The following is a 24,420-nucleotide window of genomic DNA, read 5'->3' as shown; positions in this document are numbered from 1 at the left end:
CGGCGGGCCCGGCGGACGGCAGCGGTCGCGCGCCGCTCCAGGCTGCGGGCGCGCTGCGACAGCCGCGAGGCGACGCGGCGGGCGGCGGCGGCCGCGCCCGGCACGACGACCGGCTCGGCGCTCTCCAGGGTCAGGCCGACCGGGCAGGCGGGGCGCAGGTCGCCCCACCGCTCCAGCCGCACCGTCAGTTGCTCGGGGCCGGCGACCAGCGCGGCGACGCGGGCCCGGCAGCCGGCGGGCGGCGGCGGGGGCGCGCCCGGGCAGCCGTCGCCGGCGCGGCCCTGGCCACCGAGGCGCGGGACCGGGGCCCGATCGAGGTAGGCCTCCAGCCGCGACGGGCGGGTGGTCATGATCCCGTCGCCGCAGACGCCGACCACCTGGCCGTAGGCCTGGTCGGTCTCGGGGACCTCCCAGTAGTGGACGGCGACGCCGCGCGAGTGGGCGCGGTCGGTCACCCAGCGCTGGGCCAGGTTGAGCTCGATCGGCAGGTCCTGGACCAGCGGCAGCTTGATCCCGATGCTGCCGAGGTCGAAGGCGTAGGGCAGCTGCAGCGCGACCGTCCCCGGCGGCAGCTCCTGGCCCAGCAGCAGGAACTGGATCGCCGCCGCGACGCCGGCCGCGACCGGGATCGACGGCGCCTGGGCGTGGAAGCGGTCGATCGAGTCCTGGTCGAAGCTGACCACGACGATGTCGCGCCGCGGGCTGTTCCGCAGCAGCCGCGCCAGCGCGTCGGCGACCCGGAACTTCTCCGCCTGGTCGGCGCCCTTGATCTCGACGTTCAGGGGCACGTGCGGGTACGCGTCGAGGATCTCCTGGAGGGTCGGGATCCGGAAGTCCTCGCGGTCGTAGCCGGCCGGCGGCCGCCGCTTGCCGGTCCGCACGCCGCGCAGCGGGTAGGCGCTGTCGGGCAGGTCGTGGACGGTGCTGCGGTCGGGCACGAACCAGTAGGCCGAGTCGAGCCGCCGCAGCTGCGCCAGGGTCAGGTCCTGGACCCGGCCGTGGCCGTCGGTGGTGCGGTCGACCGTGTCGTCGTGGCCGACGACGATCGTCCCGTCCTTCGACAGGTGGACGTCGATCTCGAGCATGTCCGAGCCGTGCGCCAGCGCGTAGGCCAGGCCGTACATCGTGTTCGAGGGGACCTCGTCCTCGCCGCCCTGGTGGGCTTGGTTGAGGAACCGGGCGCTCGACCACGAGAACTCGGCCGCCGCGCCCGGCGCCGCCGGCACCACGGCCAGCAGCAGCGTCAGCAGCGCGGCCGCCAGCAGCGCCGCTGGTCGCCTCTCCCCCGTCCGCATCGTCCGCTCCCCCCCCCCGCGGTCGCCGCTCAGGCCCGCTGGACCTGCGCCTCGGCGCTGCGCTGGGCGGCGGCGATCAGGTCGCGCACGTCCTGCTCGCGGCCGTCGCGCAGGAGCACGATCGGGTCGGGATCGCCGCCGACGACGCCCTCGAAGAACGCCTTCCGGTCCTGGTAGGTGGGCAGCGTGCCCTTGGCCCAGCCGCGGACCTCGTTCAGCAGCACCGCCAGCCGCGAGTACTCCTCGCCGAACAGCGTCTGGACCTCGTCCTTCATCCGCTTGGCCAGCGCCGGCGAGGCGCCGGCGGTCGAGATGGCGATCGCCAGCGGCCCGGTGCGGACGATCGCCGGCAGGATGAAGTTGCAGAGCGGGGGGACGTCGACGATGTTCGCCAGCATCGCCCGCCGCTCGGCGTCCTCGAAGATCCCGATGTTGGTGTCGGTGTCGTCGGTGCAGGCGATCACCAGGAACTTGCCCTCGAGGTCGTCCGGGCGGTACTCGCGCCGCTCCCAGACCAGCGTCCCCTCGGCGGCGTACTGCTCGACCTCGGGCCGGACCTCGGGCGATACCACGACGACCTTGCCGTCGCAGGCCAGCAGCCCCTCGACCTTCTCGAGCCCGATCTCACCGCCGCCGACGACCAGCCCGACCCGATCGCGCAGCTTCAGGCAGGCGATGTAGAAGGGCGTGTCGAGCATGTCCTGCACGCAGGTCTGGTCGCAGATCCCGCGCTTGAACTGGCACACGCACTCCTTCCCGGCGTAGGCGGCAGCAGGCATGGATCAAGAGTAGAGCGTCGCGTCGGGACCGGACCGGCGGGCCCGCTCAGCGCTTCCCGACCACCACGGCGACCTTCGTCCCCTTCGGCAGGCGCTTGCCGGCCGCGGTCCCCTGGCGCAGGACGCGGCCGACGCTGGCGCGCTTGCGGGTCCGCGTGCGGGTGACCTTGCCGAGGCCGCAGTCGGCCTTCGCCAACCGGCCGCGCGCGCCGGCCAGCGTCAGCCCCGTCAGCTTCGGCACCGTGCAACGCACGACCGGAGCCGCCGGCGCCGTCGGGGTCGGGGTCGGGGTCGGGGTCGGCGCGGGGGCCGGGTTCTGGACGACGGTCACGGGCGGCGGGCAGACGCGGTTGGTCGTCGCGCCGTCGTCGACGTTGCCGGCGACCTGGTTGTCGCAGTAGTCGTCGACGATCCCCGCCGGGGCGCCGTTGGTGGCCCCGGCCGCGATCCCGACCTGGTTGTCGAAGATCGAGCTGCCGGTCAGCCAGACGTGGCTGGCGGTGTCGGCGTTGAGGCCGACGCCCGGCTGGGTCGGGCTGCCGCCGCGGGAGCCGCTGATGACGGTGTCGCGGACCAGCACGCCGAGCTTCTGGGTCGGGACGCCGATCGCGAAGAGCCCGTTGCCGAGGTTGTTCCGCAGCCGGACGCCGTCGAGCACCAGGCTCGAGTCGCCGCTCTCGGTCGGGGCGTAGCGGATCCCGTTCTGGCTGAAGTTCTCGATCTGGCTGTTCTCGATCGAGACCGAGCGCGCGGCGTCGATCCGGACCCCGTTGACGCCGGGCGTGGTGCCGGTGCCGTTGATGCTGAGGTTGCGCAGGACGACCCGCCGCTGCCCGTCGAGCGGGTTGCCGGGAGGGACGTTGACGACGAAGCCGGTGGTGCCGCTGGCCAGCGTCCCGGCCAGCATGCCGCCGCCGTCGATCGTGATCGACTTGGTGATCGTCAGCGTGCCGAAGCCGCCCGGGTCGAGCGCGTTGATCTCGCCGCCGGTCGCCGTCTTGCTGATCGCCCCCGCCCAGGTCTTGCAGGGCGCCGTGCGGCTGCAGGGGTTGACGTCGTCGCCGACGCCGGAGACCCACGTCCGCGTCGCCTGCGCCGACGCGCCCGCCGGCAGCGCCAGCGCGAGCACCGCCATCGCTCCCAGGTACCGCCGCCCCGTGCCCATCCCCGCCTCCGACCGATCGACCGTGCCCACGGACGTGGGCGCGGTCCAGGCTACGCGAGCTCCCGCGTGCCGGCTAGTTGCTGGACGCTAGTTCGAGCGGGCGACCGCTCACGGCTCGCGCCGACGCCCGCGGCGGGCCGCCGCCAGTCGCTCCAGCAGCACCGTCTCGTGGGCCGCCGGCTCGAGGAAGCGGTGGTCGGCCAGCGCCGCCGGCAGCAGCTCCTGGTCGCTGAAGCCGCCGGGGTTGGTGTGCGGGTAGTCGTAGTCCTGCGGCCGCGCGCCCTCGCTGATCTTGCCCCGCAGGTAGGGCGGCGGGGCCTGGACGCCGTGCTCGGCGACGTGCTCGAGGGCGGCGTCGATCGCGCGGTAGGCGGCGCTGCTCTTGCCGGCCAGGGCCAGCCGGACGGTCACGTGCGAGAGGGCGATCCGGCACTCCGGCATCCCGACCCGGTCGACGACCTCGGCCGCCGCGACCGCCATCGGCAGCGCGTAGGGGTCGGCCAGGCCGATGTCCTCGCTGGCCGAGACGATCAGCCGGCGGGCGATCGTGCGCGGGTCCTCGCCGGCCGCCAGCATCCCGGCCAGGTAGTAGACGGCGGCGTCGGGATCGCTGCCGCGGATCGACTTGATGTAGGCCGAGAGCAGGTCGTGCGGCTGGTCCGGCCCGGCCGCGATCACCGCCCGGTCGAGCGCGGCCGAGGCGTGCGAGGCGCCGATCACGACCTCGCGCCGGGGAGCGTCGGCGGTCGGTTCGTCCTCCTCGCCGAGCAGCTGGGCGACCTGGGCCCGGGCCAGGTTCGCCGCCGCCTCGAGCGCGCCGAGCGCCGTCCGCGCGTCGCCGGCGCTGCGCGCGGCCAGCAGCTCCAGCACCCCGTCGTCGGCGCTGACGCCGTCCCCCAGCAGCCCGCGGTCGAGCGCCCGCCGCAGCAGCGTCAGCACGTCCCGCTCGTCGAGCGAGCGCAGCCGGTAGATCCGCAGCCGCGACCGCAGCGCCGGGCTGACCGCCGCCCACGGCGGCTCGGTGGTGGCCGCGATCAGCGTCACCAGCCCCTCCTCCACGCCCGGCAGCAGCGCGTCCTGCTGGGTGCGGTTGAAGCGGTGGATCTCGTCGATGAAGAGGACCGTCGCCTGGCCGCCCGCCGCCCGCCGGTCGCGGGCCCGCTGGAGCGCCGCGCGGACCTCGGCCTTGCCCGCGTCGACCGCCTGCAGCGCCTCGACCGCGGCCCCGGCCGCGTCGGCCACGATCCGCGCCAGCGTCGTCTTGCCCGAGCCGGGCGGCCCGTGCAGCAGCATCGCGTGCGGGGTCCCGGAGTCGATCGCCGCCCGCAGCGGCCGGCCCTCGCCGAGCAGGCCCGCCTGGCCGACGACGTCCTCGACCGTCCGCGGTCGCAGCCGGGCGGCGAGCGGGGCGTCGGCGGGCGGCGCGCCGCCGTCGATCGGGGCGCCGTCGTCCGGGTCGGGAGCGAACAGCCGGTCCACCGATCGAGGATGGCACGGGACCCGGTCGCGTCAGGCGCGGCCCTCCGCGCCGCGCTCGGAGGGCAGCGCCCAGACCGCCACCGCCGGCAGCACCAGCAGCAGCGCCAGCGACAGCACCTCGCCGATCGCGTCGGCGACCCCGAAGCCGTCGAGGTGGCGGACGTGGAAGACGAAGTGCAGCAGCTGCGAGACCGCGAAGGCCGCGCAGAGCGGTCGCACCAGCGCCGGGTGCGGCCGCCGGGCCGCCCACGCGAAGAGCAGCGCGAAGGCCAGGAAGAGCCCGCCGGTGTCGGTCACCAGGTGCTCGTTGAAGGGCCCCAGCTTGTCGACCCACGAGGTCACGAAGGGGAAGCCGTCGTAGAAGCCGCGGGGCGCGAACGAGGCCGGGATCCCGACCGCGGCGCTGCTGATTGCCAGCATCACCAGCGCCGTCCGGGCCAGCCGCAGGTCGCGGACGGCGCTCATCGTGCCGCCTCCAGCCAGGCGGCGAACGTTCGCCCGTCGACCGGCCCGTCCGGCGCGCACAGCAGCCCGTCGCGGACCGCCCGGCCGCCGGCGCCCCAGGTCGGGACCGGGACGGTGATCCGCCGCCGGCCGCGGATCGCCGCCCACTCCTCGGCCAGCTCGGCGAGCGGCTGGACCAGCGGCCCGCCGACGTCGGGGCGGCGCCCGGACGGTCCGGCGTCGATCGCCGCCACCACCGCGACCGCCGCGTCGCGCGGGTCGATCGGCTGCAGCGGGAACCGCGCGCGCGGCGAGAGGCCGAAGCGGGCCGACGAGGCCATGACGGTGTCGAGCAGCGGGTGGACCTGGGTCAGGCGCTGGATCGAGACCGGCACCGGTCCCGCCAGCTGCTGCTGCTCCTGGGCCGCGTTGGCCCGGTGGTAGGCGAGCGGCGAACGGTCGCAGCCGACGATCGAGATCCCGACCAGGTGGCCGACCCCGGCGTCGGCGGCGGCCTCCAGCACCCGCGCCGTGGCGGGGCCGCGGTGGCGCTGGCGGATGCTGCGGTCGTCGCTGGCGTCGACCACCGCGTCCACTCCGTCGAGCGCCTCGCGCAGGCCGGCGCCGTCGGTCAGGTCGACCCGTTGGTGGCGGCTGCCGGCGACCGGCGCCGCCGGCGCGGTGCGGCTGAGCACCCGCACCTCGTCGCCGCGCGCGGCCAGCGCCTCCACCACCGGTCCCCCGATCGTGCCGGTCCCGCCGATCACCGCCAGCTGCATCGATGCTCCTTCGTCACGGTGCGGTCGACCGTAGAGGCCGGCGCCGGGGGCGGACAGGACCGGATCGCCGCCGCCGCGCCGGACCAACCGGCGGCCGGCCGGCGGCCACGGAACGATCATCTAGCCTGCCGGGATGGCCCCCGTCCCCTCGGCGACCGCGCTGCTCCAGCAGCTGATCCGGCTCAACACGGTCAACCCGCCCGGCAACGAGCGGCCCGCGATCGAGCTGCTGGCCGGGCGGCTGGAGGCGGCCGGCTTCGCGGTCACCACCGTCGGCAACGCGCCCGAGCGGCCGAACCTGGTCGCCGAGCTGCCCGCCGCCGACCCGCGGGCCGCCGCGGCCGGACCGGTCCTGGGCCTCCTGAGCCACGTCGACACGGTCCTCGCCAGCCCCGACGAGTGGCAGCGCGACCCGTGGGGCGGCGAGCTGGTCGACGGGGTGATCTGGGGCCGCGGCGCGATCGACATGAAGTCGCAGACCGCCGCCGAGGTGACCGCGGCGATCGGCCTGGCCGAGAGCGGCTGGCGGCCGGCGCGCGGGTCGCTGAAGGTGATCGTGGTCGTCGACGAGGAGGTCGGCGGCTACGAGGGCGCGGTCTGGCTGACCCGCGAGCACCCCGACCTGGCCCGCTGCGACCTGCTGCTGAACGAGGGCGGCGGCGCGCCGATGCGGTTCCGCGACCGGCTCCACTACGGGGTCTGCGTCGGCGAGAAGGGGCCGGTGCGGTTCCTGCTGCGGGCCCGCGGGCGGGCGGCGCACGCCTCGACCCCGGGGCTCGGCGACAACGCGCTGCTGAAGCTGGTGCCGCTGCTCCAGCGGCTGGCCGCGGCCGAGTTCCCCTACGACCTCGAGCCGGCGATCGCGACGATGCTCGACGGGCTGGGGCTGGACGGCGCCGATCCAGCCGGCTCGTACGCGGCGCTGCGGGCCGAGGACCCGGCGCTGGCCGCGGCGATCGAGCCGATGAGCCGGATCATGCTCTCGCCGACGATGATCGGGGCCAGCGACAAGCTCAATGTGATCCCGTCGCGGGCCGAGCTGCGGGTCGACTGCCGGGTCCCGCCGGGGCTGACCGAGGACGAGGCGCGGGCGCGGATCCTCGATCAGATCGGCCCGCTGCCCGACGACGTCGAGATCGAGTGGACGGAGACGATCCTCGGCAACGCGTCGCCGGCCGAGGGGCCGCTGATGGACGCGCTGCGGGAGTGGCTGGGCGAGCAGGTGCCGGAGGCGACGATCGTCCCGACCTTCCTGCCCGGCTTCACCGACTCGCGGACCTGGCGGACGGCCTTCCCCGACTGCGTGGCCTACGGCTTCTTCCCCCACCGCCACCTGGAGCTGCGCGAGCAGGCCGGGCTGATGCACGCCAAGGACGAGCGGATCGACGAGCGCGACCTGGCCTTCGCCACCCGCTGCTACCACGACGTGGTCGTGCGGCTGCTGGGGTGACAGGATGAGCCGGTGAGCGACGCCGGGCACGTCCTGCTGGTGTGGGACTCGCCGAACATCGACATGGTGCTCGGCCAGCTGATCCTGCGCCGCAAGCCGACCGGCAAGGAGCGGCCGCGGATCGACGCGCTCTCGGCCTGGCTGCGAGAGCGGACGCCGGACGGCGCGAGCGTCGAGGCGGCGGTCTTCGCCAACGTCACCGAGCGGACCTTCAACGGCGTCGTCGGCTGGGCCGAGGTCGTCCGCCAGTCCGGCTTCCGGATGTTCCTCAAGCCGAAGCTGTCGGACGACTCCGACGTCGACGAGGACATCCTGGCGCTGCTGCACGAGCGCCGCGAGGGGGGTCGCCTGCGCGAGGCGATCCTGATGTCGCACGACGGGATGGCGTTCGCCGAGGCGGCCAAGGTGCTGCTGGCGCGCGGGATCCGGACCACGGCGCTGGTCTTCCCCGAGCACGCCACCCAGCTGGTCCAGGTCGACGGGATCGAGGTCGTCGACCTGGAGGACGTGCCGGGCCTGTTCGACGCCCCGCTGCCGCGCCTGACCTTCGCCAGCCTGCCCCGCGAGGGTCGCTGGCTGGAGCCGCTCGGCGAGCTGTGAGCGTCAGCGCGGGGCCGCGCCCGCCGCTCTCATAGACTGCGGCCGATGTTCGACCGGATCGACCACATCGGCGTGGCCGTGGCCCCCGAGGACCTCGAGGACCAGATCGCCTTCCACCGCGACGTGCTCGGGCTCGAGCTCGTCCACCGCGAGACGGTCGAGTCGCAGGGCGTCGAGGCGGTCCTCTTCGACGTCGGCGAGAACCACGTCGAGCTGATCTCGCCGCTGGGCCCGGAGACCGGCGTGGCCAAGTTCCTGGCCAAGAACGGTCCGGGCATGCACCACATCGCCTACCAGACCTCGGACATCGTCTCGGCGCTGGCCACGCTGAAGGAGCGCGGCGTCGCCCTGATCGACGAGCAGCCGCGCGTCGGCATCCGCAACAGCCGGGTCGCGTTCCTGCACCCGAAGGCGACCGGCAAGGTGCTGACCGAGCTCACCGAGCCGGCGCACTGACCGCTTCCACCGTCACCCGACCCCAGGAGACCCCGTGTCCGACGACAAGCTCCGCGTCAGCATCGGCCTCGACAGCGCCCCGCCGCTGGCGATCCGCCTGACCGAGGCCCAGCTGCAGACCCTCCGCAACGCCCTCGCCGGCGGCGGCTGGACCGACGTCGAAGCCGAGGACGCCCAGGTCCACCTGAACCTCGACAAGGTGGTCTTCATCCGGGTCGACAAGGACGAGCAGAAGATCGGCTTCGGCCTCTAGCGCGCGGCGCGAGGCGCGCGTATACCGGCGCATCTCGGCGCCCGGGTCGCTCGGCAGTACCGAGTACGGCTCTCGCTCCCGCGCACCGACCTGCTTGGTCTACGCGCACCTCGCATCCACGCGCTGCGCGCGGCCCGCGGCTACCGCAGCGTGCAGCGCGGGCCCGCGTCCGAGAGGCAGCGCAGCAGCTCGCCGCGGGCGTAGCGGCCCGCGTTCGAGCGCTCGCGCTGCGGCAGCCGCACGTCGGTCCGCTCCAGGCAGAGCCGGTAGTCGGCGTCGTCGCGGGCGACGTAGGTGCAGTAGCGGGTGACCTCACCGAGGCCGCGGCTGGCCTGGCCGCGGGTCGGCTCGGGCGGGCCGTCGGTGAGCGAGGTCAGGACGACCACGAACACCACCATCATCGGCAGCGCGCCGAACATCAGCAGCAGGATCAGCTTGTTGCGCGAGCGGTTCTGGGCCCGCGGGTCGTCGAGGTCGACCCGAAGGTGCTCGGCCAGCGGCGGCAGGTTCGCGTCGTCGTCGATCGGCGGCTCGCCGTCCGGTCGCTGCTCGCTCATCGCGCCGCCCCCTGCGCGTCGCGCGGGACCAGCACCTCGACCGGCCCCAGCGGCGTGACCGTCACGTCGCCGAGCGGGTGGAGGTCGCCGTCGACGTTCCACTCCCGGTCGGGATCGAGGTCGACCACAATCTGGTGCCCCTGCAGCACCTGGACCCCGCCGCGGTTGCCGCCGTGGCGCATCCCCCACGCCCGCCGGACCAGCGAGACCCGCGGGCCGGACGGCAGCACGAACGCCTCCAGCTCCGGCGTCTCGGGATCGGAGACCGGCAGCTGGACGCCGCCGCCGAACGAGCCCGAGGCCGCCACCAGCACCTGCCAGACGTCGCCGTCGAACAGCTCCTCGCCGTCGACGATCACCCGCGCCCGCGCCACCCGCCCGCGGACGGTGGCGATCGCCGCGCCGATCCCGTAGGCGACCGGCCCGAGCACCCGCTTCAGCGGCGCCGCCTGCTCGGCCGCGTAGACGCCGAGGCCGATCGAGGCGACGTTGACGAACGGCTGGCCGTCGATCGAACCGCCCCAGACCGTCCGCCGCTCGGCGTCGGGGTCGGCGGCGATCGGCGCCGCGTCCTCGATCCCGGGCGGGATCCCGAGCGCGCGGGCGAAGTCGTTGGCGGTCCCGGCGGGCAGCACCGCCAGCGGCACCCGGTGGCGGGCGCAGGCCTGGAACGCCGTCCCGACCGAGCCGTCGCCGCCGGCCAGCACCACCCGGTCGGCGCCCGAGCGGGCGGCCGCGTCGGCCTCGTCGATCGCGAAGGTCTCGACCTCGTGGCCGGGACCGGCCAGCAGCTCGGCGACCTGCGCGGCCGAGCGCCCGGCGCCGGACCGCGAGTTGACGACCAACGCGAGCTGCACCCGCGACATCTTACGGCGGCTCGCGTGGCGGATCGGCACCACCCCTCGGGGGCGATCCGCCACGCGAGCCGGCGGCCGCGGGCGCCGAGGGCCTACCCTCCAACGCGTGGCGCGCCGACCCCGACCGATGCTGTCCGACCGCGAGCTGCGGCGCGAGGCGATCGACGCCCGCCGCAGCCTCGCCGCCCGCGCCCTCCACGGGCCGCTCGGCCGCGCGTTCGCCCGCGCCGACCTGGCGGGGATGCGCCTGATCCGCTCGACCGCGCGCTCGCCGCGGGCGACCGAGGCGATCGTCCGCTTCTCGCGCGCCGGCGAGCACGGCGCGCTGTGGCTGGCGATCGGCGGGGCCGGGACGGTGCTCGACGCCCGCCGCCGCGAGCGCTGGGCGACCGGGGTCGCCGCCGTCGCCGCCGCCTACGTCGCCAACACGACGATCAAGCAGGTCGCCCGCCGGCCGCGGCCGCAGCTGCGCGACCTGCCGCCGCTGGTCCCGACGCCGACCCAGCTCAGCTTCCCCAGCTCGCACGCGGCCTCGTCGTTCGCGGCCGCGACGGCCTTCTCCGGCCTGCTGCCGCGCGGCCCGCTGTTCGCGACCGCCGGCGCGATGGCGCTCTCGCGGGTCCACCTGGGCGTCCACTACCCGACCGACATCCTCGTCGGCGCGACGCTCGGCTGCGCGACCGGCCGGGTCGTCCGCGGGGTCGCCGGACTGCTCGTCGCGCCCCGCCACGAGCCCGGCGCCAGCAGCGCGCCGATCGCCCCGCCGGCCGGGGACCCCACCACCACGGAAGGACCGACCGGATGAAGATCGGCATCGTCGGCATGCCCAACGCGGGCAAGTCCTCGCTCTTCAACGCCCTCACCAAGTCGGGCGCGGAGGCCGCGAACTACCCGTTCACGACGATCGAGCCGAACGTCGCCGTCGTCCCGGTCGAGGACGACCGCCTGCGCCGGATCGCCGAGCAGATGGGCGCGTCCGAGATCGTCTACGACCACATCGACTTCCACGACATCGCGGGCCTCGTGGCCGGGGCCCACAAGGGCGAGGGGCTGGGGAACAAGTTCCTGGCCAACATCCGCGAGACGGACGCGATCGTGCACGTCGTCCGGGCCCACGACGACGCCAACATCATCCACCCGGACGGCGCGGTCGACCCGCTGCGCGACATCCAGACGATCGAGACCGAGCTGCTGATGGCCGACCTCGAGCAGGCCGAGCGGCGGCGCGAGCGGGTCCAGAAGCAGGCTCGCGGCGGCGACGCCGAGGCGAAGGCCGAGCTGGCCTGGCTCGACGAGCTGATCCCGGCGCTGAACGACGGCAAGCCGGCCCGGACGGTGCCGGCGCCGGAGGACCACCCGCAGGTGGTGAAGATCCTCCAGCCGCTGACGGCCAAGCCGGTGCTGTTCGTGGCCAACGTCGACGAGAACGACGCCACGGGCGCGGTCCCGGCCGTGGTCGCCGAGCACGCGGCCGAGATGGGGGCGGTCGCGGTGGCGATCTCGTCGCGGCTCGAGGCCGAGCTGGCCGAGATGGACGACGAGGAGGCGGCCGCGCTCCGCGAGGAGATGGGCTACGCCGAGTCGGGCCTCCAGCGGATCGCCCGCGGCGCCTTCGAGCTGCTCGACCTGATCACGTTCTTCACCGTCGGCTCGGGCGTCCGCGGCCAGTCGTGGCACCTGCGGCGTGGCCTGACCGTCTGGCACGCGGCGGGCGAGATCCACAGCGACATCCAGCAGGGGTTCGTCCGCGCCGACGTGGTCGGCTGGGAGGAGCTGCTGGCCGCCGGCGGCTACAGCCAGGCCCGCGACAAGGGCACGCTGCGGACCGAGGGTCGCGACTACGTGATGCAGGACGGCGACGTGATCACCGTCAAGCACACCAACTGAGGCGACCCCCTCAGCGCCGCTCGCGGTAGGCCCCGACCGCCAGCGCCAGGTTGAAGGCGCCGGCCAGCCGCAGCAGCACCCGCGAGCGGCGGCGGGGGATCGCGGGCGAGCTGGCCCAGACGACGTCGGTCAGGATCTCGGTCCCGCGCAGCCAGGCGACGGCGGCCCAGTCCTCCGACGAGCCGCGGCGGTCGGCGAGCAGGTGAGCGGCGGCGTAGGTCAGCCAGATCGGCCCGCAGCGCTGGAAGAGCGTCCGCGCGTCGGGCGACGGGGCATCGTGCCCGATCGCCTTCAGGGTCAGGTCGGGCGCGGCCAGCGCCCCGCTGCCGAGCAGCAGGTCGAAGGCGATCATCGAGCGGTTGGTGGTGCGGACGAGCTGGCTGACGGACATCGGAGACTCCTTGGCGCGAGAGTTCGGAACAGTAGCCGAAGAGTTCCGAACTCTCGAATCGGGCGAGACGGCGGCCTGCCGGCGCGCCGGCTCAGCGCGAGCGGGTGGCGGCCGTCGCCACCCCACCCGCCCGGACCCGCCAGCGACCACCGCGGGGGACCGTCGCGTCGAAGCGGCCGGCGCCGTCGAGGGCCAGCGTCCGGACCGTCCGCCAGCGACCGCCGTCGCGACGCTGGAGCCGCGCCGGGGAGGAGGGCGCCGGGGTCAGCCCGCCGACCAGGCGGCAGCCGTCGGGGCGGACCGCCGCCCGCTCGCGGTCGGTCGCGGCCGCCACGTCGCGGAGGCCGCGGCCGAGCAGTTCCAGCGCCCCGCCCGCCGGATCGTCGGCGGCCAGCGGGGCGTCGTCCCCCGACCGCGACGACGCCGCGGCCGCCACCCCGCGGACCGGGCGCGGGCGCAGGCAGCCGGAGATCGACGCGACGGTGAACGTGGCCCAGCGGTCGGGCAGATCGAAGGCCCGCTGCAGCTCGCCGCCGTCGACCGTCCGGGCGCCGTCACGGCCGACCACCCGCGCCGTCCGGATCCGGGGCGAGTCGCCGCGCCGGACGACCGCGATCCGCCGCAGCGACCCGACGCCGAAGCGGGCCGTCCGCCGGTCGGCCTCGGCCGGGGAGAAGCGGCGGGTCCAGCGGTGCATCGGCGAGCCGTCGTCGCCCGGGTCCTCGACGCTCCGCAGCCACGAGCGCGGCGGGCCGCCGAAGACGTTCTCGACCGCCTCGGTGCGGCCGCCGCTGGTGGAGAAGAAGTAGGTCGTCACCGGCCGCCGGTCGACCGTCACGACCTGGCCGGTCGTGGCCCGCACCGCCGCGTCGCCGCTGGCCGTCTCGCCCGCGATCCCCCGGTAGACCTGGGAGCGGACGTCGGGCCACTGGCTGAACGGCCGCCCCCCGACCGGCGTCGTGATCGCGTAGGTGCGGGCCGCGATCGCCTGGGCCTGCAGCGCCGCCGCCGGCCAGTTGGCCGGCGACTCGCCGGTGATCACCCCACGCAGGTAGTCCTCCAGCCCGAGGTCGTCGACCACCAGCAGGCCGTCGCCGTCGGGCAGCACGTCGAGCGCCCCGCGGAAGCTGCCGTCGCGGACCCCGTCGGCGGCGACGCCGGCCACCTGCAGCACGCCGCTCGGCCCGGTCGCGCGGACCCCGCCCGGGGCTCGTCCCAGCGCCCGCGGGCCGTTGGCCGGCAGCACCGCGATCCCGCCGCCGCTGCGTCGTAGCCGGTACGAGCGGTCCGGCCGCACCGCCAGCCCGCCGATCCGGCTGGCACCCGCGATCGTCGTCTCCGACCGGCCCCACTGCAGCGCCACCCGCACCCGCTGGCCGTCCGGCAGCCGTCCGAGCGTCGTCCCCGAGTAGTAGTGGGCGAGGATCGCGCGGGCGTCGGCGCCCCGCTGCGCCATCCCGTGGGCGCCCCACTGGCTCATCCCGACCCCGTGGCCGAAGCCGGCGCCGGTGACCACCAGCCACGACCCCGACGCGCCCGCCGACGCGGGAACGGCCAGCAGCGCCGCGAGCGCCACAGCGGCCAGGCGGCGGCCGACCGAGGTCGACCGGGCGGGGGGATTCCCGGGAGCGCGCACCGGCCCCGACGGTAGCGCGCGACCCCGCCGCCGACGCCGGTGGCGTGCCGGAGGGGCCTCCTCCGCTAGGCTCGCGCGATCGTTCGTCGCGGGTCGCGGCGCGCGCTCTCGCTGCTCCATGCCCTCGTTCGCTCGCTCCGCTCACCCTGCCGCCCTCCGCCTGGTGGCGCTGACCGCCGCCGTCGGCGCCACGGCCGCCATCGCCCTGCCGGGGGCGATCCGGGCCGCCGATCCACCGGCCGGCGACCTGAGCGTGCCGATGACGCTCGGGGGCCCGTTCGGACGGGTGGCGATCGCGAGCGACTGGACCGTCGCCAACGACCCCAACGACCGCGGGCTGGCTCGCGGCTGGGCCAAGGGCGGCTTCAGCGGCAGCACGGTCACCCTGCCCTACGTGCCGAACGCCGACCGGATCACCGGCGCCGCCGGCGTGCTCAGCCACCGCGGCTCGATCGCCTGGTACCGGCGGACGGTCCAGGTCGACCAGACCGGCGCCTACGCGATCGCCTTCGGCTCGGTCAACCACCGCGCCACGGTCTGGGTCGACGGCCGCAAGATCACCAGCCACACCGGCGAGTTCCTGCCCTTCGAGGCGCGCACCCAGCTGACCGCCGGGCGCCAGCACACGATCGTCGTGCGGGCCGACTGGCGCGACCCGGAGAAGATGAAGAACCAGGGCTGGCACCGCGCCTGGTTCAACTTCGGCGGGATCAACCGCGAGGTCACCCTCCGCCGGCTCGGGCCGAGCGAGGTCAAGGCGCCCTACCTGACCACCCGCCTGCAGTCCGGCGGCGGCAGCGCCCGGGTGACGGTCAGCGCCGCGATCACCAACCGCAGCGTCACCCGCGACATCCAGCTCGCCGGCGTCCTCCGCCGCGACGGGCAGGAGGTCGAGCTCGACTTCCCGAAGACGTCGGTCCCCCGCTCCGGCACCCGCCGGGTCTCGGTGACGGTGACGGTCAAGGACCCGGCGCTGTGGGCCCCGGGCTCGCCGAACCTCTACGACCTGACGCTCGGGATCGCCGGCGAGAGCGCCTACCAGACCCGCACCGGCCTGCGCCAGATGACGCAGCGCAACGGCCAGCTGTACCTGAACGGCAAGCCGATCCAGCTGCGCGGCGCCTCGATCCACGAGGACGCCCCCGGCTACGGCACCGGCCTGCGGACCGCGCAGATGGACTCGCTGATCGACGACCTGAAGGCGATCGGCGCCAACGCCACCCGCGCCCAGCACCCGCTGGCCCCGGCGCTGCTGGAGCGGCTGGACGCCGCCGGCATCCTCGTCTGGCAGGGGATCGGCCCGGTCGACTCGCCCGGCTCCTGGACCAACCGCACGCCGCGCCAGGTGCAGAGCGCCAAGGACCGCGTGCAGACGACGCTCGACGAGCAGCAGACCCACCCCTCGACGGTGGTCTGGAACCTGGTCAACGAGATCGCCAAGAACGGCAACCGCAACGGCCAGATCCCCTACATCCGCGAGACGTCGCGCAAGCTCAAGCAGCTCGACCCGAACCGGCTGGTCGCGCTCGACCTGTGGGGCACGCCGAAGCAGCTCTGCCGCCGCAGCACGGTCGGCGCGGTGGTCCTGAACGTCCGCCGCGGCCCGGCGCTCTCCTGCCCGGCCGGCCAGCGGGCGGTCTGGGACACCCGCCTGCCCGACCGGATGGGCCCCGTCTACCAGTACGTCGACGCGGTCGGGATCACCAACTACGAGGGCTGGTACAGCGAGCCCGGCGCGCCGATGAGCTACATCGCCCGCCGGATCAAGGCCTACACCGCGCTGGCCGCCCGGATCTACCGCGGCAAGGCGCTGGTGGTGACCGAGTTCGGCGCCGAGGCCAACGGCGAGAACGCCTCGGCCAAGCCGGGCGGCTACGGCTACCAGTCGAACCTGATCAAGACGACGATCGACGCCTACTCGTCGAACCCGCGGATCCAGGGCACGCTGATCTGGAACCTGCGCGACTTCGGCGTCGCGCCGACCTTCCTCGGCGGCTCGATCCGCAACGTCTACAAGGGCCCGCTGCGGCTGGTCCGGGGCCTGAACCAGAAGGGCCTGTTCACCTACGACGGACGGCCGAAGCCGTCGGTCGCGGTGACGAAGGCGGCGCTGGCCGCCGCCGCCGAGCGCGCCGGCCACTGACCGGCGCGCGGGCGGCGGGGCTCAGTCCCCCAGCAGGTCGCCGAGCGGACTGACCCCGATCAGGGTGAAGTCCATCGTCTCGCCGCTGAGCGCGACGCTGCCCGGGCCGACCTGGAGCACCGCGGTCTGCGAGACGCGGCCGCCGACGTCGCGGATCGAGCCGTCGTTGCCGACCGTGATGTAGAGCCCGTCCTCGACCTGGGCGCTGGGGCCGAACGGGCCGGAGGGCGTCTTCGCCCGCGGGCCGACGACGACCGTGGTCTCGCCCTTGGCGACGTTGTGGGAGACGTTGACGAACGCGGACAGCCACTTGCCGCCCGCCTCCAGCTCGAAGCCGACCGCCTCGCAGCTGGCGGAGACCTCGACGCCCGGCAGCGCCCAGCGGAAGGCGACGCCGTTGAGCCCGGTCGGGCAGCGCGGCGAGTCGGGCTGGTCGAGCTGGCCCTCGTCGACGGCGACCGACGAGACCGGGTCGCGGTAGCAGTTGCGCCCGTACTCGGCCAGGTAGGCGACCGCCTGGTGGAGGCTGGCCATGAAGACGGCCACGCTCTCCCGCGCCCGCGCCATGTAGGCCGCGTGCAGCAGCGGATCGCCGACGTTGGCCGCGATCCCGGAGTGGTAGCGGTACTGCTCGCGGATCCAGGTCCGGTTGGCGTCCTCGTAGGCCAGGTAGGCCTCGCGCCAGGAGCCGAAGTGGCCGCAGGTCGGGCCGGCCTGGCCCGAGCCGTACATGGTCAGCTGGCGGCCGACCGCGCTGCGGGCGTCGGTCATCCGCCGGTAGAGGTCGCGCAGGCCCGGCTGGAGCTCGGGTCGGCTGAACGCGACGTCGAGCGCCCGCAGGTGGTTGCGGCCGGCGGCGGTCAGCCGCGTGCGGACCGGGTTGGCGGCCTGGGCGGCGGCGGTCGAGGCGGCGACCGCGGCGCGGATCCGGGCGACGTCGCCGTCGTTGATCGCCCGCAGGCCCGCCCACAGCGCCTTGCCCTCGGCCTCGTCGCGCGGGACCGGCCAGTCCGGCAGCGTCGGCAGCACGCCGGGCGCGACGTCGAGCCAGAGCGGCGCCTCGGCCTGCACGATCAGCGGGCCGTCCTCGGGCGGGTAGCTGGTGGTCCCGGCCGGCGGCGCGCCGCGGCGGCTGGCGGCGACCGCGGTCTTGGCCGCCGCCGCGCTGCCCTTGCCGCAGAGCTGGGCGTGGGCCAGGTTCGCCCGCGCCTCGCGCAGCAGCGGGCTGCGGGCGGCCGACGCGAGCGCCTTCTCCGCCTCGACCCAGCGGCCGAGCGTCAGCAGCGTGAAGCCGCGGGCGTTGGCCAGCAGCGCGGTCCGCGCGACGCCGAGCGGCGCGTTCTTCGGGGCCTTGCGCTTCTTGGCGGCGTCGAGCAGCGCCAGCGCCGCCGGGCCGCGGCCGAGCCGGGCGAGGACGGTGGCGGCGCCGACCAGCGGCCGCTGGTCGCGCGGGCGCAGCTCGTGGGCGCGCAGCAGCGCGGCCAGCGCCGCGGTCGAACGGCCGGCGACGACCGCGGTCCCGGCCGCGGCCAGCGCGCGGTCGGCGGTGCGGGCCTGCGCGGTGCGGCGGAACTGGCGGTCGGCGGCGGCGCCGCGGCCCTTGCGGACGAGCTTGCGGGCGTCGGCCAGGGCGGTCTTCAGCGACGGCGTCCGGGCCTTCGAGCGCGGGGTCTTGCAGAGCTCGCCGCGGCGCTGGTCGAGGGCGGTCGTGGCCGCCTGGGTCGAGAGCAGCGGCAGGCCGTCGGCCGCTGAGCGGACGGTCGCGGCCGAGGCCGGCGGCGCCAGCGCGGCGACCGCGAGCGTGGCCGCGACGGCGATCCGCGCGCGACGGGGGAAGGGATCTGGGGAGGACACCACCCGACCGTAGGCGGCGAGCGGCTAGGCGCCATCGGGGAGCCGCCCCCAACGTTCCCCGAGGATCGCCCCCGAGAGGCCCGACCGCTCAGCCGAGGGCGGGCATCGCGCGCAGCTCGGTCGCGCTGCCGACCGGGACCGGGTCCTCCGGGTGGAGGCCGGGGACGCCCTCGAGCGCGATCGCCACCGGACCGGGGATCGCCGGCCGGTCGGTCGGGAACCAGCGCCGCCACTCGCGGACGCAGATCAGCAGCCCGGCCTCGTCGCCGACGGCCGCGAAGCCGGTCTGCGGATCGCCGAACCAGGCCGGGATCCCCAGCCCGCCGAGCCGATCGACCAGCGCCGTCGTGTCGGGGGCGACGACCCCGACCTCGCTCAGCCCGCGGACCAGCTGCGGGCCGCTCGGCCGGGCCTCGCCCTCGGGCGCCCACGGCCGGCGGTGGCGGGCGATCAGCTCGACCACGTGGCCGGTCGGCGTGGTCGCGTAGACGCTGTGGGCGGCCCAGGCGGGGAAGTCGACGATCGTCTCGTCGCCGTCGACGGCTAGCAGCGGCGCCGCCGCGCCCAGCCACTGCGAGGCCTCGACCAGCCGGTCGGGCGCGACCTCGAGCGCGACGTGGTGGCAGGGCCCGCCGTGGGCCAGGCTCGGGTGGTCGTCGGCGACCGGCGCGAAGGCCAGCACGCCGTCGCCGACCGCGACCGCGAAGCCGCCGTCCGGCGCGCCGGGGGTGCGGGTCAGGCCCAGCCGGCCGACCCACCAGGCGCGCTCCTCCTCGATCCGCGCGGTCGACAGCGTCACCCAGCGGATCCGTGGCGGGGCGTCGCTGGCCGGGGGCAGCTCGATCGGCATCCGCTCCAGCGTAGTCCGGACGCGCCCCCGGCGCGCCCGAGCGCGTCAGTCCGCGACGACCCCGGCCTCGACGGCCGCCGCCCGGTAGGCGGCGGCCAGCGTGTCGACCGTCTCGTGGGCGTTGAGCCCGCTCGGGTTCGGCACCACCCACAGCGCGGCGTCGCCGAACGGCGAGCCGATCCGGTCCGGCTGGCGGCCGAGGACGGCGGTCCGCTCGCCGAACGCGTCGCGATAGGCGGTGATCCCGGCGATCGCCACGACCCGCGGCCGCTGCTCGGCGACGAACCGCAGCAGCCGCTCGCCGCCCTCGCGCAGCTCGTCGCGGGTCAGCTCGGAGGCCCGCACCGTCGCCCGCCGCACGAGGTTGGTGATCCCGATCCCGCGCTCGATCATGTGGGCGCGGTCCTCGGGCCGCATCCCGTCGGTCCGCGACAGCTCGTAGCCGGTGATCCCGGCCCGGTGGAGCGCCGGGTAGAAGCGGTTGCCCGGGTGCGAGAAGTGGGTCTGGACCGCGGCGGTCCAGAGTCCCGGGTTGATCCCGACGAACAGGAGCTTCAGCGGCGCCTGGGCGGGGTCGGTGCGGATCAGGTCGGGGACCTCCTGGTCGCGGAAGGCCTCGAGCTCGGCGCGGGAGAAGCTGACCATCGCCCGCGGATCCTGCCGGGCCGGCCGCGGTCGCGCGTGGCGACCACGGCCGGCGAGCGGCGGTCGATCAGTCCTCGAGGTTGCCGGCGGCGATCCGGCGGAGGTCGATCGTGCGGTCGTAGAGGTCGGCGTCGACCCCGGCGGCGAGGGCGACGTCGCGCAGCGGCTCGCCCGACTCGGTCGCCGTCTTGACGATCTCGGTCGCCTTGTCGTAGCCGATCGCCTCGTTGAGGGCGGTCGCGGTGGCGAGGGTCGCGCCGGCCGAGCCGTCGGTCCCGCGCCGGTTGGCCTCGATCCCGTCGACGCACTTCTCGGCGAAGGCGGTCGAGGCGGTCGTCAGCAGGTGGATCGACTGCAGCAGGTTGCGGGCGATCAGCGGCACGCGGACGTTGAGCTCGAACTGGCCCTGGGTGCCGCCGATCGTGATCGCGGTGTCGTTGCCGATCACCTGCGCCGAGATCTGGAGCACGACCTCGGGCAGGACCGGGTTGACCTTGCCGGGCATGATCGAGCTGCCCTTCTGCAGCTCGGGCAGGAACAGCTCGCCGATGCCGGCGCGCGGACCCGAGCCCATCAGCGCGATGTCGTTGGCGATCTTCGTCAGCGAGACGGCGACCGTCTTCAGCGCGCCCGACAGCTCGACCAGCGCGTCGCGGTTGCCCTGGGCCTCGAACGGGTCCTCGGGGGCGGCGATCAGGTCGAGGCCGGAGTCGGCCTTCAGCAGCTCGCGGACCTTCGGCGCGAAGCTCGCGGGGGTGTTGAGGCCGGTGCCGGTGGCGGTGCCGCCGAGCGGGATCTGGCCGACCTGCGGCAGCGCGTTGCGGACCCGCTTGGCGCCGAGCCGGACCTGGGCGGCGTAGCCGGAGAACTCCTGGCCGAGCGTCACCGGGACCGCGTCCATCAGGTGGGTGCGGCCGGCCTTGACGACGTCCTTGAACTGCTCGGCCTTCGCGGCCAGCGACGCCTCCAGCTGCTCCAGCGCCGGCAGCAGCCGGTTGGTCGCCTCGTCGAGCGCGGCCAGGTGGACGGCCGAGGGGAAGGTGTCGTTCGACGACTGCCCCATGTTGACGTGGTCGTTGCGGTGCGCGGCGCCGCCGGTCAGCGAGGAGATCACCTCGTTGACGTTCATGTTCGTCGAGGTGCCCGAGCCGGTCTGGAAGACGTCGATCGGGAACTGGTCGTCGTGCTCGCCGGCGACGATCGACTTCGCGGCGTCCTGGATCTTCTGCGCGATCTCGCCGTCGAGCTTGCCCAGCTCGGCGTTGACGGCCGCGGCGGCGCCCTTGATCCGCGCCTGCCACTTCACGACCTGGATCGGCACCCGCTCCCCGGAGATCGGGAAGTTCTCGACGGCCTTCTGGGTCTCGCCGCCGTAGAGGATCTCTGTCGCCTGCATGTCTGCCTCGGAGGTGTCGCGTGGGTGACGCCTGGATGGCGGGCACCCAGGCGGCCGCGGACGGCCTCCGGCGCGGGGTCGGCGCCGTCGCTGGCCGGCAGCGGCCTGGCGGAGCCTACTCCGGCACCTTCGCCCGACGTCCGGCGATACGCCGCACACGGGATGCGACCCGCGGTACGATCGCCGTGGGAGGCGTGGAGAGGCGCCTCCCGGTCCAGCCTCGGAGGTCGTGATGCGTCGTCGTCTGCTCGTCCCCCTGCTCGTGGCCTCTGGCCTCGCGCTGCTGCCCGCCGCGGCCGGTGCCGCCTGGGCGCCCGCCTCGTCGGCCACGATCCGGCCGGGGTCGGAGACCCGCACCGTCGGCAGCGGCCAGTGCACGTCGAACTTCGTCTTCACCGACGGCGCCGACGTGCTGCTCGGCCAGGCCGCCCACTGCCAGAGCACCGGCGAGGCGACCGACACCAACGGCTGCAGCGCCAAGACCCTGCCGGTCGGCACCAGCGTCGCGATCGAGGGCGCCACCCGTCCCGGCACGATCGTCTACAGCTCGTGGGCGACGATGCAGGCCAACGGCGAGCAGGACCCGGACGCCTGCGCCTACAACGACCTGGCCCTGATCCGGATCGACCCGGCCGACGTCGGCCGCGTCAACCCGAGCGTGCCGTTCTGGGGTGGCCCGACCGGGCTCGGCGCCGACAGCGCGCCGCTCGACGGGGTCCACTCCTACGGCAACTCGTCGCTGCGGGCCGGGCTCGAGCTGCTGAAGCCGAAGACCGGCGTCAGCCTCGGCCAGAGCGGCGGCGGCTGGTCGCACACGGTGCTGACGCTGACGCCCGGGATCCCCGGCGACTCGGGCAGCGCGTTCCTGTCGAAGGACGGCCGCGCGCTGGGGACGCTGAGCACCCTCTCGCTGCTGCCGCTGCCGGCCACCAACGGCGTCGGCGACCTGCGGCGCGAGGTCGCCTACGCCCGCGACCACGGCGGCCGGCCGAACCTGGAGCTGGCGCTCGGGACCGAGCCGTTCTCGTCGACCGACGCCGAGCGCGCCGCCCGCGAGGTCGTGACCCGGCTGGGGGTCGACCTGCAGGAGATCGCCTCGGGCCGCACCGTCGAGCGGCTGCTGCGGACCGTCGGCGGGCTGCTCGGCTGAGACGGGGCCACCGCCGGGCCGGTGGCCCGGTCGCCCCCGGGGGCGCGCGGGGTACGCTCGCCGCCCCCGATGCCGGCCCGCTCCCCCCACGACCGCGAGATCCTGCGCCTGGCCCTGCCGGCGCTGGCGACGCTCGCCGCCGAGCCGACCTACCTGCTGGTCGACACGGCGATGGTCGGCCACCTGGGGACCCGGCCGCTGGCCGCGCTGGCGCTGGCGGCGGCGGTCCTCGGCACGCTGGCCGGGCTCGGGGTGGTCGTCACCTACGCGACCACCGCGGCGGTCGCGCGGCTGCACGGCGGCGGCCGTCACGAGCTGGTCCACCGGCTGGCCGCGCAGTCGCTGTGGCTGGGGGTCGGGGCGGGGCTGCTGGCGGCGGCGATCGTGGTCGTCGCCGGGCCCGCGTGGATCGACCTGCTCGGCGGCCGCGGGGCGACCGCCGACGACGCCGCCCGCTACCTGCGGATCGCCGCCCCCGGCCTGGCCTGCGCGATCGTCGGCCTGGCCGCCCAGGGCTGGCTGCGCGGGACCGGGGACCTGCGGACGCCGCTGCTGCTGGTGCTGCTGGGCAACGCGATCAACGTGGTCCTCAACCCGCTGCTGATCTACGGGGCGGACCTGGGGCTGGACGGCAGCGCGATCGCCACCCTGACCGGCCAGCTGGCGATGGGCGCCGGCTTCGTGGCGGTGCTCTGGCGCGGCTCGCGGGGGACGTCGCGGCGGCCGGCGGCGTCGCTGCTGGGGCACCTCGGCGGCACCGGCCTGCTGCTGCTGGTGCGGAGCGCGGCGCTGCTGCTGTCGTTCAGCGCCGCCTCGGCGATCGCGGCCCGGATCGGCGAGCCGTCGCTGGCCGCCCACCAGATCGGCTGGCAGCTGTTCCTCTTCCTGGCGCTGGTGCTGGACGCGATCGCGATCGCCGGCCAGGTGCTGATCGGCCGCGCGCTCGGCGGCGGCCGGGTCGACGAGGCGGTCGCGGCGGCCCACCGGATGGTCGGCTGGACGGTCGCCTTCGGGCTGCTGGCGGCGGTCGTCCTGCTGCTGCTCCGGGGACCGATCGTGAGCGCCTTCACCGACGCCGCCGACGTCCGCGACCGGGCCGCGGCGATGTGGCCGCTGCTCTGCGCGATGCTGCCGTTCGCGGCCGCGGTCTTCGCCTTCGACGGGATCCTGATCGGCGCCGGCGACGCTCGCTTCCTGGCCGCGGCGATGGTCGCGGCGGCGGTGGTGGGGATCCCGGCGATGGTCCTGATGCGCGACGCCGGCGGGGGGATCGCGGGCGTCTGGGGCGGGATCGTGGTCCTGATCGGGGTCCGGCTGGCCGGCACCTGGTGGCGCTTCGCGGGCCGGCGGTGGGCCCGCCCCGGCGCCTGGCGCGGGTGAGGGGGCGCGAGGCGGGCCGAGGCGAATCGCGTTCTCGCGCCCCCGCCGGCCGCGAGAACGCGATCGAACGTCCCGGCGACGTCGAATCGCCGACTCGCGCGCGGGCGGGGCGCGAGAACGCAGTTCGCCGGGGCGGCGGCTGGGGGCGGGGCGGAGGGGGCGGCGCCGGGGCGGTCAGTCTTCGTCGAGGACCGGCAGCGGGTCGGGCAGCGGGAAGCCGATCCGCTGGCAGTGGTCCTCGATCCGCCGGATCACGGTCTCGATCACGAACACCCGCGCCCAGCGCTTGCTCTCGGCGGCGACCAGGTCCCAGGGCGCCAGCTCGGCGTCGGTCTCGACCACCATCTCCTCGACGGCGGCGGCGTAGGCGTCGCGCTTGCCGCGGTTGCGCCAGTCCTCGTCGGTCAGCTTCCAGGCCTTCAGCGGATCGTCGCGGCGGCGCTCGAACCGCCGCAGCTGCTCCTCGTCGCTGACGTGGAGCCAGAACTTCACCAGCAGCGTGCCGTCGTCGACCAGCTGCCGCTCGAACTCGCGGATCTCGCCGTAGCCGCGGCGCCAGTCGCGCTCCGGCGTCAGGCCCTCGACCCGCTCGACCAGCACCCGGCCGTACCAGGTGCGGTCGTAGACGGCCATCCCGCCCTTGCCCGGCAGCGGCAGCCAGAACCGCTGCAGCCAGTGGTGGCGCAGCTCGTCCGGCGTCGGGGCGGCGAACTGGGCGACGCGGTAGTGGCGCGGGTCGAGCGGGTGGACCAGCCGCTTGATCGCCCCGCCCTTGCCGGACGCGTCCCAGCCCTCGAAGACGACCAGCAGCGGCGGACCGAGCGCGCCGCTGCCGACCTGGCCGCCGAGCGCCAGCCGCAGCTGCGCCAGCCGTGCCGCGGCCTCCTCCAGCCGCGTGGCCTCGTCCTTGCGCGAGAGCTTGAGGGTCAGGTCGAGGTCGTCCAGGCGGCCCATGGGCGACAGCGTAGACGCGG

The 24,420-nt window shown here is 75.4% G+C and carries 24 protein-coding genes; 9 read left to right on the top strand and 15 right to left on the bottom strand.

Annotated elements, in window-relative coordinates:
* The 6 genes from SH587_RS02185 to SH587_RS02160 form a co-directional block, all read right to left on the bottom strand.
* A partial coding sequence (locus SH587_RS02185) for a glycerophosphodiester phosphodiesterase family protein (RefSeq protein WP_320668911.1) occupies window positions 1–1,295 on the bottom strand: 1,295 nt, incomplete at its 3' end.
* 29 nt (window positions 1,296–1,324) lie between these two features.
* Window positions 1,325–2,074: a precorrin-2 dehydrogenase/sirohydrochlorin ferrochelatase family protein gene (locus tag SH587_RS02180; RefSeq protein ID WP_320668910.1), complete on the bottom strand. Its 750-nt coding sequence runs from the start codon at window positions 2,072–2,074 to the stop codon at window positions 1,325–1,327.
* 46 nt (window positions 2,075–2,120) lie between these two features.
* Window positions 2,121–3,209, bottom strand: coding sequence for a PASTA domain-containing protein (locus SH587_RS02175; protein ID WP_320668909.1), 1,089 nt, complete (start codon window positions 3,207–3,209; stop codon window positions 2,121–2,123).
* 138 nt (window positions 3,210–3,347) lie between these two features.
* Window positions 3,348–4,718, bottom strand: a complete 1,371-nt coding sequence (locus SH587_RS02170) for a replication-associated recombination protein A (RefSeq protein ID WP_320668908.1) — start codon at window positions 4,716–4,718, stop codon at window positions 3,348–3,350.
* Window positions 4,719–4,748: 30 nt separating this feature from the next.
* Window positions 4,749–5,183 carry a hypothetical protein gene (locus SH587_RS02165; RefSeq protein ID WP_320668907.1) on the bottom strand — a complete coding sequence of 145 codons (435 nt, stop codon included), beginning with the start codon at window positions 5,181–5,183 and terminating at the stop codon, window positions 4,749–4,751.
* The gene (locus SH587_RS02160; protein WP_320668906.1) at window positions 5,180–5,941 is read right to left on the bottom strand and encodes an SDR family oxidoreductase; all 762 of its coding nucleotides are present in this window, start codon (window positions 5,939–5,941) and stop codon (window positions 5,180–5,182) included. The genes SH587_RS02165 and SH587_RS02160 overlap by 4 nt, the downstream gene beginning before the upstream one ends.
* Window positions 5,942–6,074: 133 nt before the next feature.
* Here SH587_RS02160 and SH587_RS02155 point away from each other — a divergent pair, with 133 nt between their 5' ends.
* The 4 genes from SH587_RS02155 to SH587_RS02140 are packed head-to-tail and all read left to right on the top strand — an operon-like array spanning window position 6,075 to window position 8,700.
* Window positions 6,075–7,391: a M20/M25/M40 family metallo-hydrolase gene (locus tag SH587_RS02155; protein ID WP_320668905.1), complete on the top strand. Its 1,317-nt coding sequence runs from the start codon at window positions 6,075–6,077 to the stop codon at window positions 7,389–7,391.
* Between the two features lie 12 nt (window positions 7,392–7,403).
* A complete protein-coding gene (locus tag SH587_RS02150; protein WP_320668904.1) occupies window positions 7,404–7,991 on the top strand; it encodes a PIN domain-containing protein in 588 nt (195 codons plus the stop codon).
* A 45-nt stretch (window positions 7,992–8,036) separates the two neighbouring features.
* A complete protein-coding gene (mce, locus tag SH587_RS02145) occupies window positions 8,037–8,447 on the top strand; it encodes a methylmalonyl-CoA epimerase (RefSeq protein WP_320668903.1) in 411 nt (136 codons plus the stop codon).
* A 34-nt stretch (window positions 8,448–8,481) separates the two neighbouring features.
* The gene (locus SH587_RS02140; protein ID WP_320668902.1) at window positions 8,482–8,700 is read left to right on the top strand and encodes a hypothetical protein; all 219 of its coding nucleotides are present in this window, start codon (window positions 8,482–8,484) and stop codon (window positions 8,698–8,700) included.
* Between the two features lie 140 nt (window positions 8,701–8,840).
* Here SH587_RS02140 and SH587_RS02135 read toward each other — a convergent pair whose 3' ends face one another.
* Both SH587_RS02135 and SH587_RS02130 read right to left on the bottom strand, forming a co-directional pair.
* Complete coding sequence (locus tag SH587_RS02135; protein WP_320668901.1) at window positions 8,841–9,257, bottom strand: hypothetical protein; 417 nt, start codon at window positions 9,255–9,257, stop codon at window positions 8,841–8,843.
* Window positions 9,254–10,114 carry a diacylglycerol/lipid kinase family protein gene (locus SH587_RS02130; RefSeq protein ID WP_320668900.1) on the bottom strand — a complete coding sequence of 287 codons (861 nt, stop codon included), beginning with the start codon at window positions 10,112–10,114 and terminating at the stop codon, window positions 9,254–9,256. The genes SH587_RS02135 and SH587_RS02130 overlap by 4 nt, the downstream gene beginning before the upstream one ends.
* Before the next feature lie 106 nt (window positions 10,115–10,220).
* Here SH587_RS02130 and SH587_RS02125 point away from each other — a divergent pair, with 106 nt between their 5' ends.
* Window positions 10,221–10,919 (top strand): phosphatase PAP2 family protein, encoded by a 699-nt coding sequence (locus SH587_RS02125; RefSeq protein ID WP_320668899.1) that lies wholly within the window; start codon window positions 10,221–10,223, stop codon window positions 10,917–10,919.
* The gene (gene ychF / locus SH587_RS02120; RefSeq protein ID WP_320668898.1) at window positions 10,916–12,001 is read left to right on the top strand and encodes a redox-regulated ATPase YchF; all 1,086 of its coding nucleotides are present in this window, start codon (window positions 10,916–10,918) and stop codon (window positions 11,999–12,001) included. Before SH587_RS02125 ends, ychF begins: the two co-directional genes overlap by 4 nt.
* A 10-nt stretch (window positions 12,002–12,011) precedes the next feature.
* On the opposite strand, the gene SH587_RS02115 is transcribed toward ychF, so the two are convergent.
* Together SH587_RS02115 and SH587_RS02110 are read right to left on the bottom strand one after the other, a co-directional pair.
* Window positions 12,012–12,392, bottom strand: coding sequence for a hypothetical protein (locus SH587_RS02115; RefSeq protein WP_320668897.1), 381 nt, complete (start codon window positions 12,390–12,392; stop codon window positions 12,012–12,014).
* A 91-nt stretch (window positions 12,393–12,483) separates the two neighbouring features.
* Window positions 12,484–14,028 carry a SpoIID/LytB domain-containing protein gene (locus SH587_RS02110; protein ID WP_320668896.1) on the bottom strand — a complete coding sequence of 515 codons (1,545 nt, stop codon included), beginning with the start codon at window positions 14,026–14,028 and terminating at the stop codon, window positions 12,484–12,486.
* Window positions 14,029–14,146: 118 nt separating this feature from the next.
* Here SH587_RS02110 and SH587_RS02105 point away from each other — a divergent pair, with 118 nt between their 5' ends.
* Complete coding sequence (locus SH587_RS02105) at window positions 14,147–16,171, top strand: glycoside hydrolase family 2 protein (RefSeq protein ID WP_320668895.1); 2,025 nt, start codon at window positions 14,147–14,149, stop codon at window positions 16,169–16,171.
* Window positions 16,172–16,192: 21 nt separating this feature from the next.
* On the opposite strand, the gene SH587_RS02100 is transcribed toward SH587_RS02105, so the two are convergent.
* The 4 genes from SH587_RS02100 to SH587_RS02085 form a co-directional block, all read right to left on the bottom strand.
* Window positions 16,193–18,025, bottom strand: a complete 1,833-nt coding sequence (locus tag SH587_RS02100) for a hypothetical protein (protein WP_320668894.1) — start codon at window positions 18,023–18,025, stop codon at window positions 16,193–16,195.
* An 88-nt stretch (window positions 18,026–18,113) separates the two neighbouring features.
* Window positions 18,114–18,875, bottom strand: a complete 762-nt coding sequence (locus SH587_RS02095) for a VOC family protein (protein WP_320668893.1) — start codon at window positions 18,873–18,875, stop codon at window positions 18,114–18,116.
* Window positions 18,876–18,920: 45 nt separating this feature from the next.
* Window positions 18,921–19,520, bottom strand: coding sequence for a mismatch-specific DNA-glycosylase (locus SH587_RS02090; RefSeq protein ID WP_320668892.1), 600 nt, complete (start codon window positions 19,518–19,520; stop codon window positions 18,921–18,923).
* Between the two features lie 67 nt (window positions 19,521–19,587).
* Window positions 19,588–20,916: a class II fumarate hydratase gene (locus SH587_RS02085; protein ID WP_320668891.1), complete on the bottom strand. Its 1,329-nt coding sequence runs from the start codon at window positions 20,914–20,916 to the stop codon at window positions 19,588–19,590.
* A gap of 262 nt (window positions 20,917–21,178) precedes the next feature.
* On the opposite strand from SH587_RS02085, the gene SH587_RS02080 reads away from it, so the two are divergent.
* Entirely contained in the window at window positions 21,179–22,066 is an 888-nt protein-coding gene (locus tag SH587_RS02080) for a serine protease (protein ID WP_320668890.1), read from the top strand.
* A gap of 69 nt (window positions 22,067–22,135) precedes the next feature.
* Window positions 22,136–23,446: an MATE family efflux transporter gene (locus tag SH587_RS02075; protein WP_320668889.1), complete on the top strand. Its 1,311-nt coding sequence runs from the start codon at window positions 22,136–22,138 to the stop codon at window positions 23,444–23,446.
* 174 nt (window positions 23,447–23,620) lie between these two features.
* On the opposite strand, the gene SH587_RS02070 is transcribed toward SH587_RS02075, so the two are convergent.
* Window positions 23,621–24,400 carry a polyphosphate kinase 2 family protein gene (locus tag SH587_RS02070; RefSeq protein WP_320668888.1) on the bottom strand — a complete coding sequence of 260 codons (780 nt, stop codon included), beginning with the start codon at window positions 24,398–24,400 and terminating at the stop codon, window positions 23,621–23,623.
* Window positions 24,401–24,420 lie beyond the last annotated feature (20 nt).

It is taken from the genome of Patulibacter defluvii (assembly GCF_034096925.1).
Lineage (GTDB): Bacteria > Actinomycetota > Thermoleophilia > Solirubrobacterales > Solirubrobacteraceae > Patulibacter > Patulibacter defluvii.
This window is presented reverse-complemented; position numbering and strand designations above follow the sequence as displayed.

What these genes read in the sequence shown, in the direction of transcription:
- SH587_RS02180 (WP_320668910.1), bottom strand. Translation starts at nt 2,074, where the DNA reads ATGCCTGCTGCCGCCTACGCCGGGAAGGAGTGCGTGTGCCAGTTCAAG.
- SH587_RS02175 (WP_320668909.1), bottom strand. Translation starts at nt 3,209, where the DNA reads ATGGCGGTGCTCGCGCTGGCGCTGCCGGCGGGCGCGTCGGCGCAGGCG.
- SH587_RS02165 (WP_320668907.1), bottom strand. Translation starts at nt 5,183, where the DNA reads ATGAGCGCCGTCCGCGACCTGCGGCTGGCCCGGACGGCGCTGGTGATG.
- SH587_RS02160 (WP_320668906.1), bottom strand. Translation starts at nt 5,941, where the DNA reads ATGCAGCTGGCGGTGATCGGCGGGACCGGCACGATCGGGGGACCGGTG.
- SH587_RS02155 (WP_320668905.1), top strand. Translation starts at nt 6,075, where the DNA reads ATGGCCCCCGTCCCCTCGGCGACCGCGCTGCTCCAGCAGCTGATCCGG.
- mce (WP_320668903.1), top strand. Translation starts at nt 8,037, where the DNA reads ATGTTCGACCGGATCGACCACATCGGCGTGGCCGTGGCCCCCGAGGAC.
- SH587_RS02135 (WP_320668901.1), bottom strand. Translation starts at nt 9,257, where the DNA reads ATGAGCGAGCAGCGACCGGACGGCGAGCCGCCGATCGACGACGACGCG.
- ychF (WP_320668898.1), top strand. Translation starts at nt 10,916, where the DNA reads ATGAAGATCGGCATCGTCGGCATGCCCAACGCGGGCAAGTCCTCGCTC.
- SH587_RS02115 (WP_320668897.1), bottom strand. Translation starts at nt 12,392, where the DNA reads ATGTCCGTCAGCCAGCTCGTCCGCACCACCAACCGCTCGATGATCGCC.
- SH587_RS02105 (WP_320668895.1), top strand. Translation starts at nt 14,147, where the DNA reads ATGCCCTCGTTCGCTCGCTCCGCTCACCCTGCCGCCCTCCGCCTGGTG.
- SH587_RS02095 (WP_320668893.1), bottom strand. Translation starts at nt 18,875, where the DNA reads ATGCCGATCGAGCTGCCCCCGGCCAGCGACGCCCCGCCACGGATCCGC.
- SH587_RS02090 (WP_320668892.1), bottom strand. Translation starts at nt 19,520, where the DNA reads ATGGTCAGCTTCTCCCGCGCCGAGCTCGAGGCCTTCCGCGACCAGGAG.
- SH587_RS02085 (WP_320668891.1), bottom strand. Translation starts at nt 20,916, where the DNA reads ATGCAGGCGACAGAGATCCTCTACGGCGGCGAGACCCAGAAGGCCGTC.
- SH587_RS02075 (WP_320668889.1), top strand. Translation starts at nt 22,136, where the DNA reads ATGCCGGCCCGCTCCCCCCACGACCGCGAGATCCTGCGCCTGGCCCTG.
- SH587_RS02070 (WP_320668888.1), bottom strand. Translation starts at nt 24,400, where the DNA reads ATGGGCCGCCTGGACGACCTCGACCTGACCCTCAAGCTCTCGCGCAAG.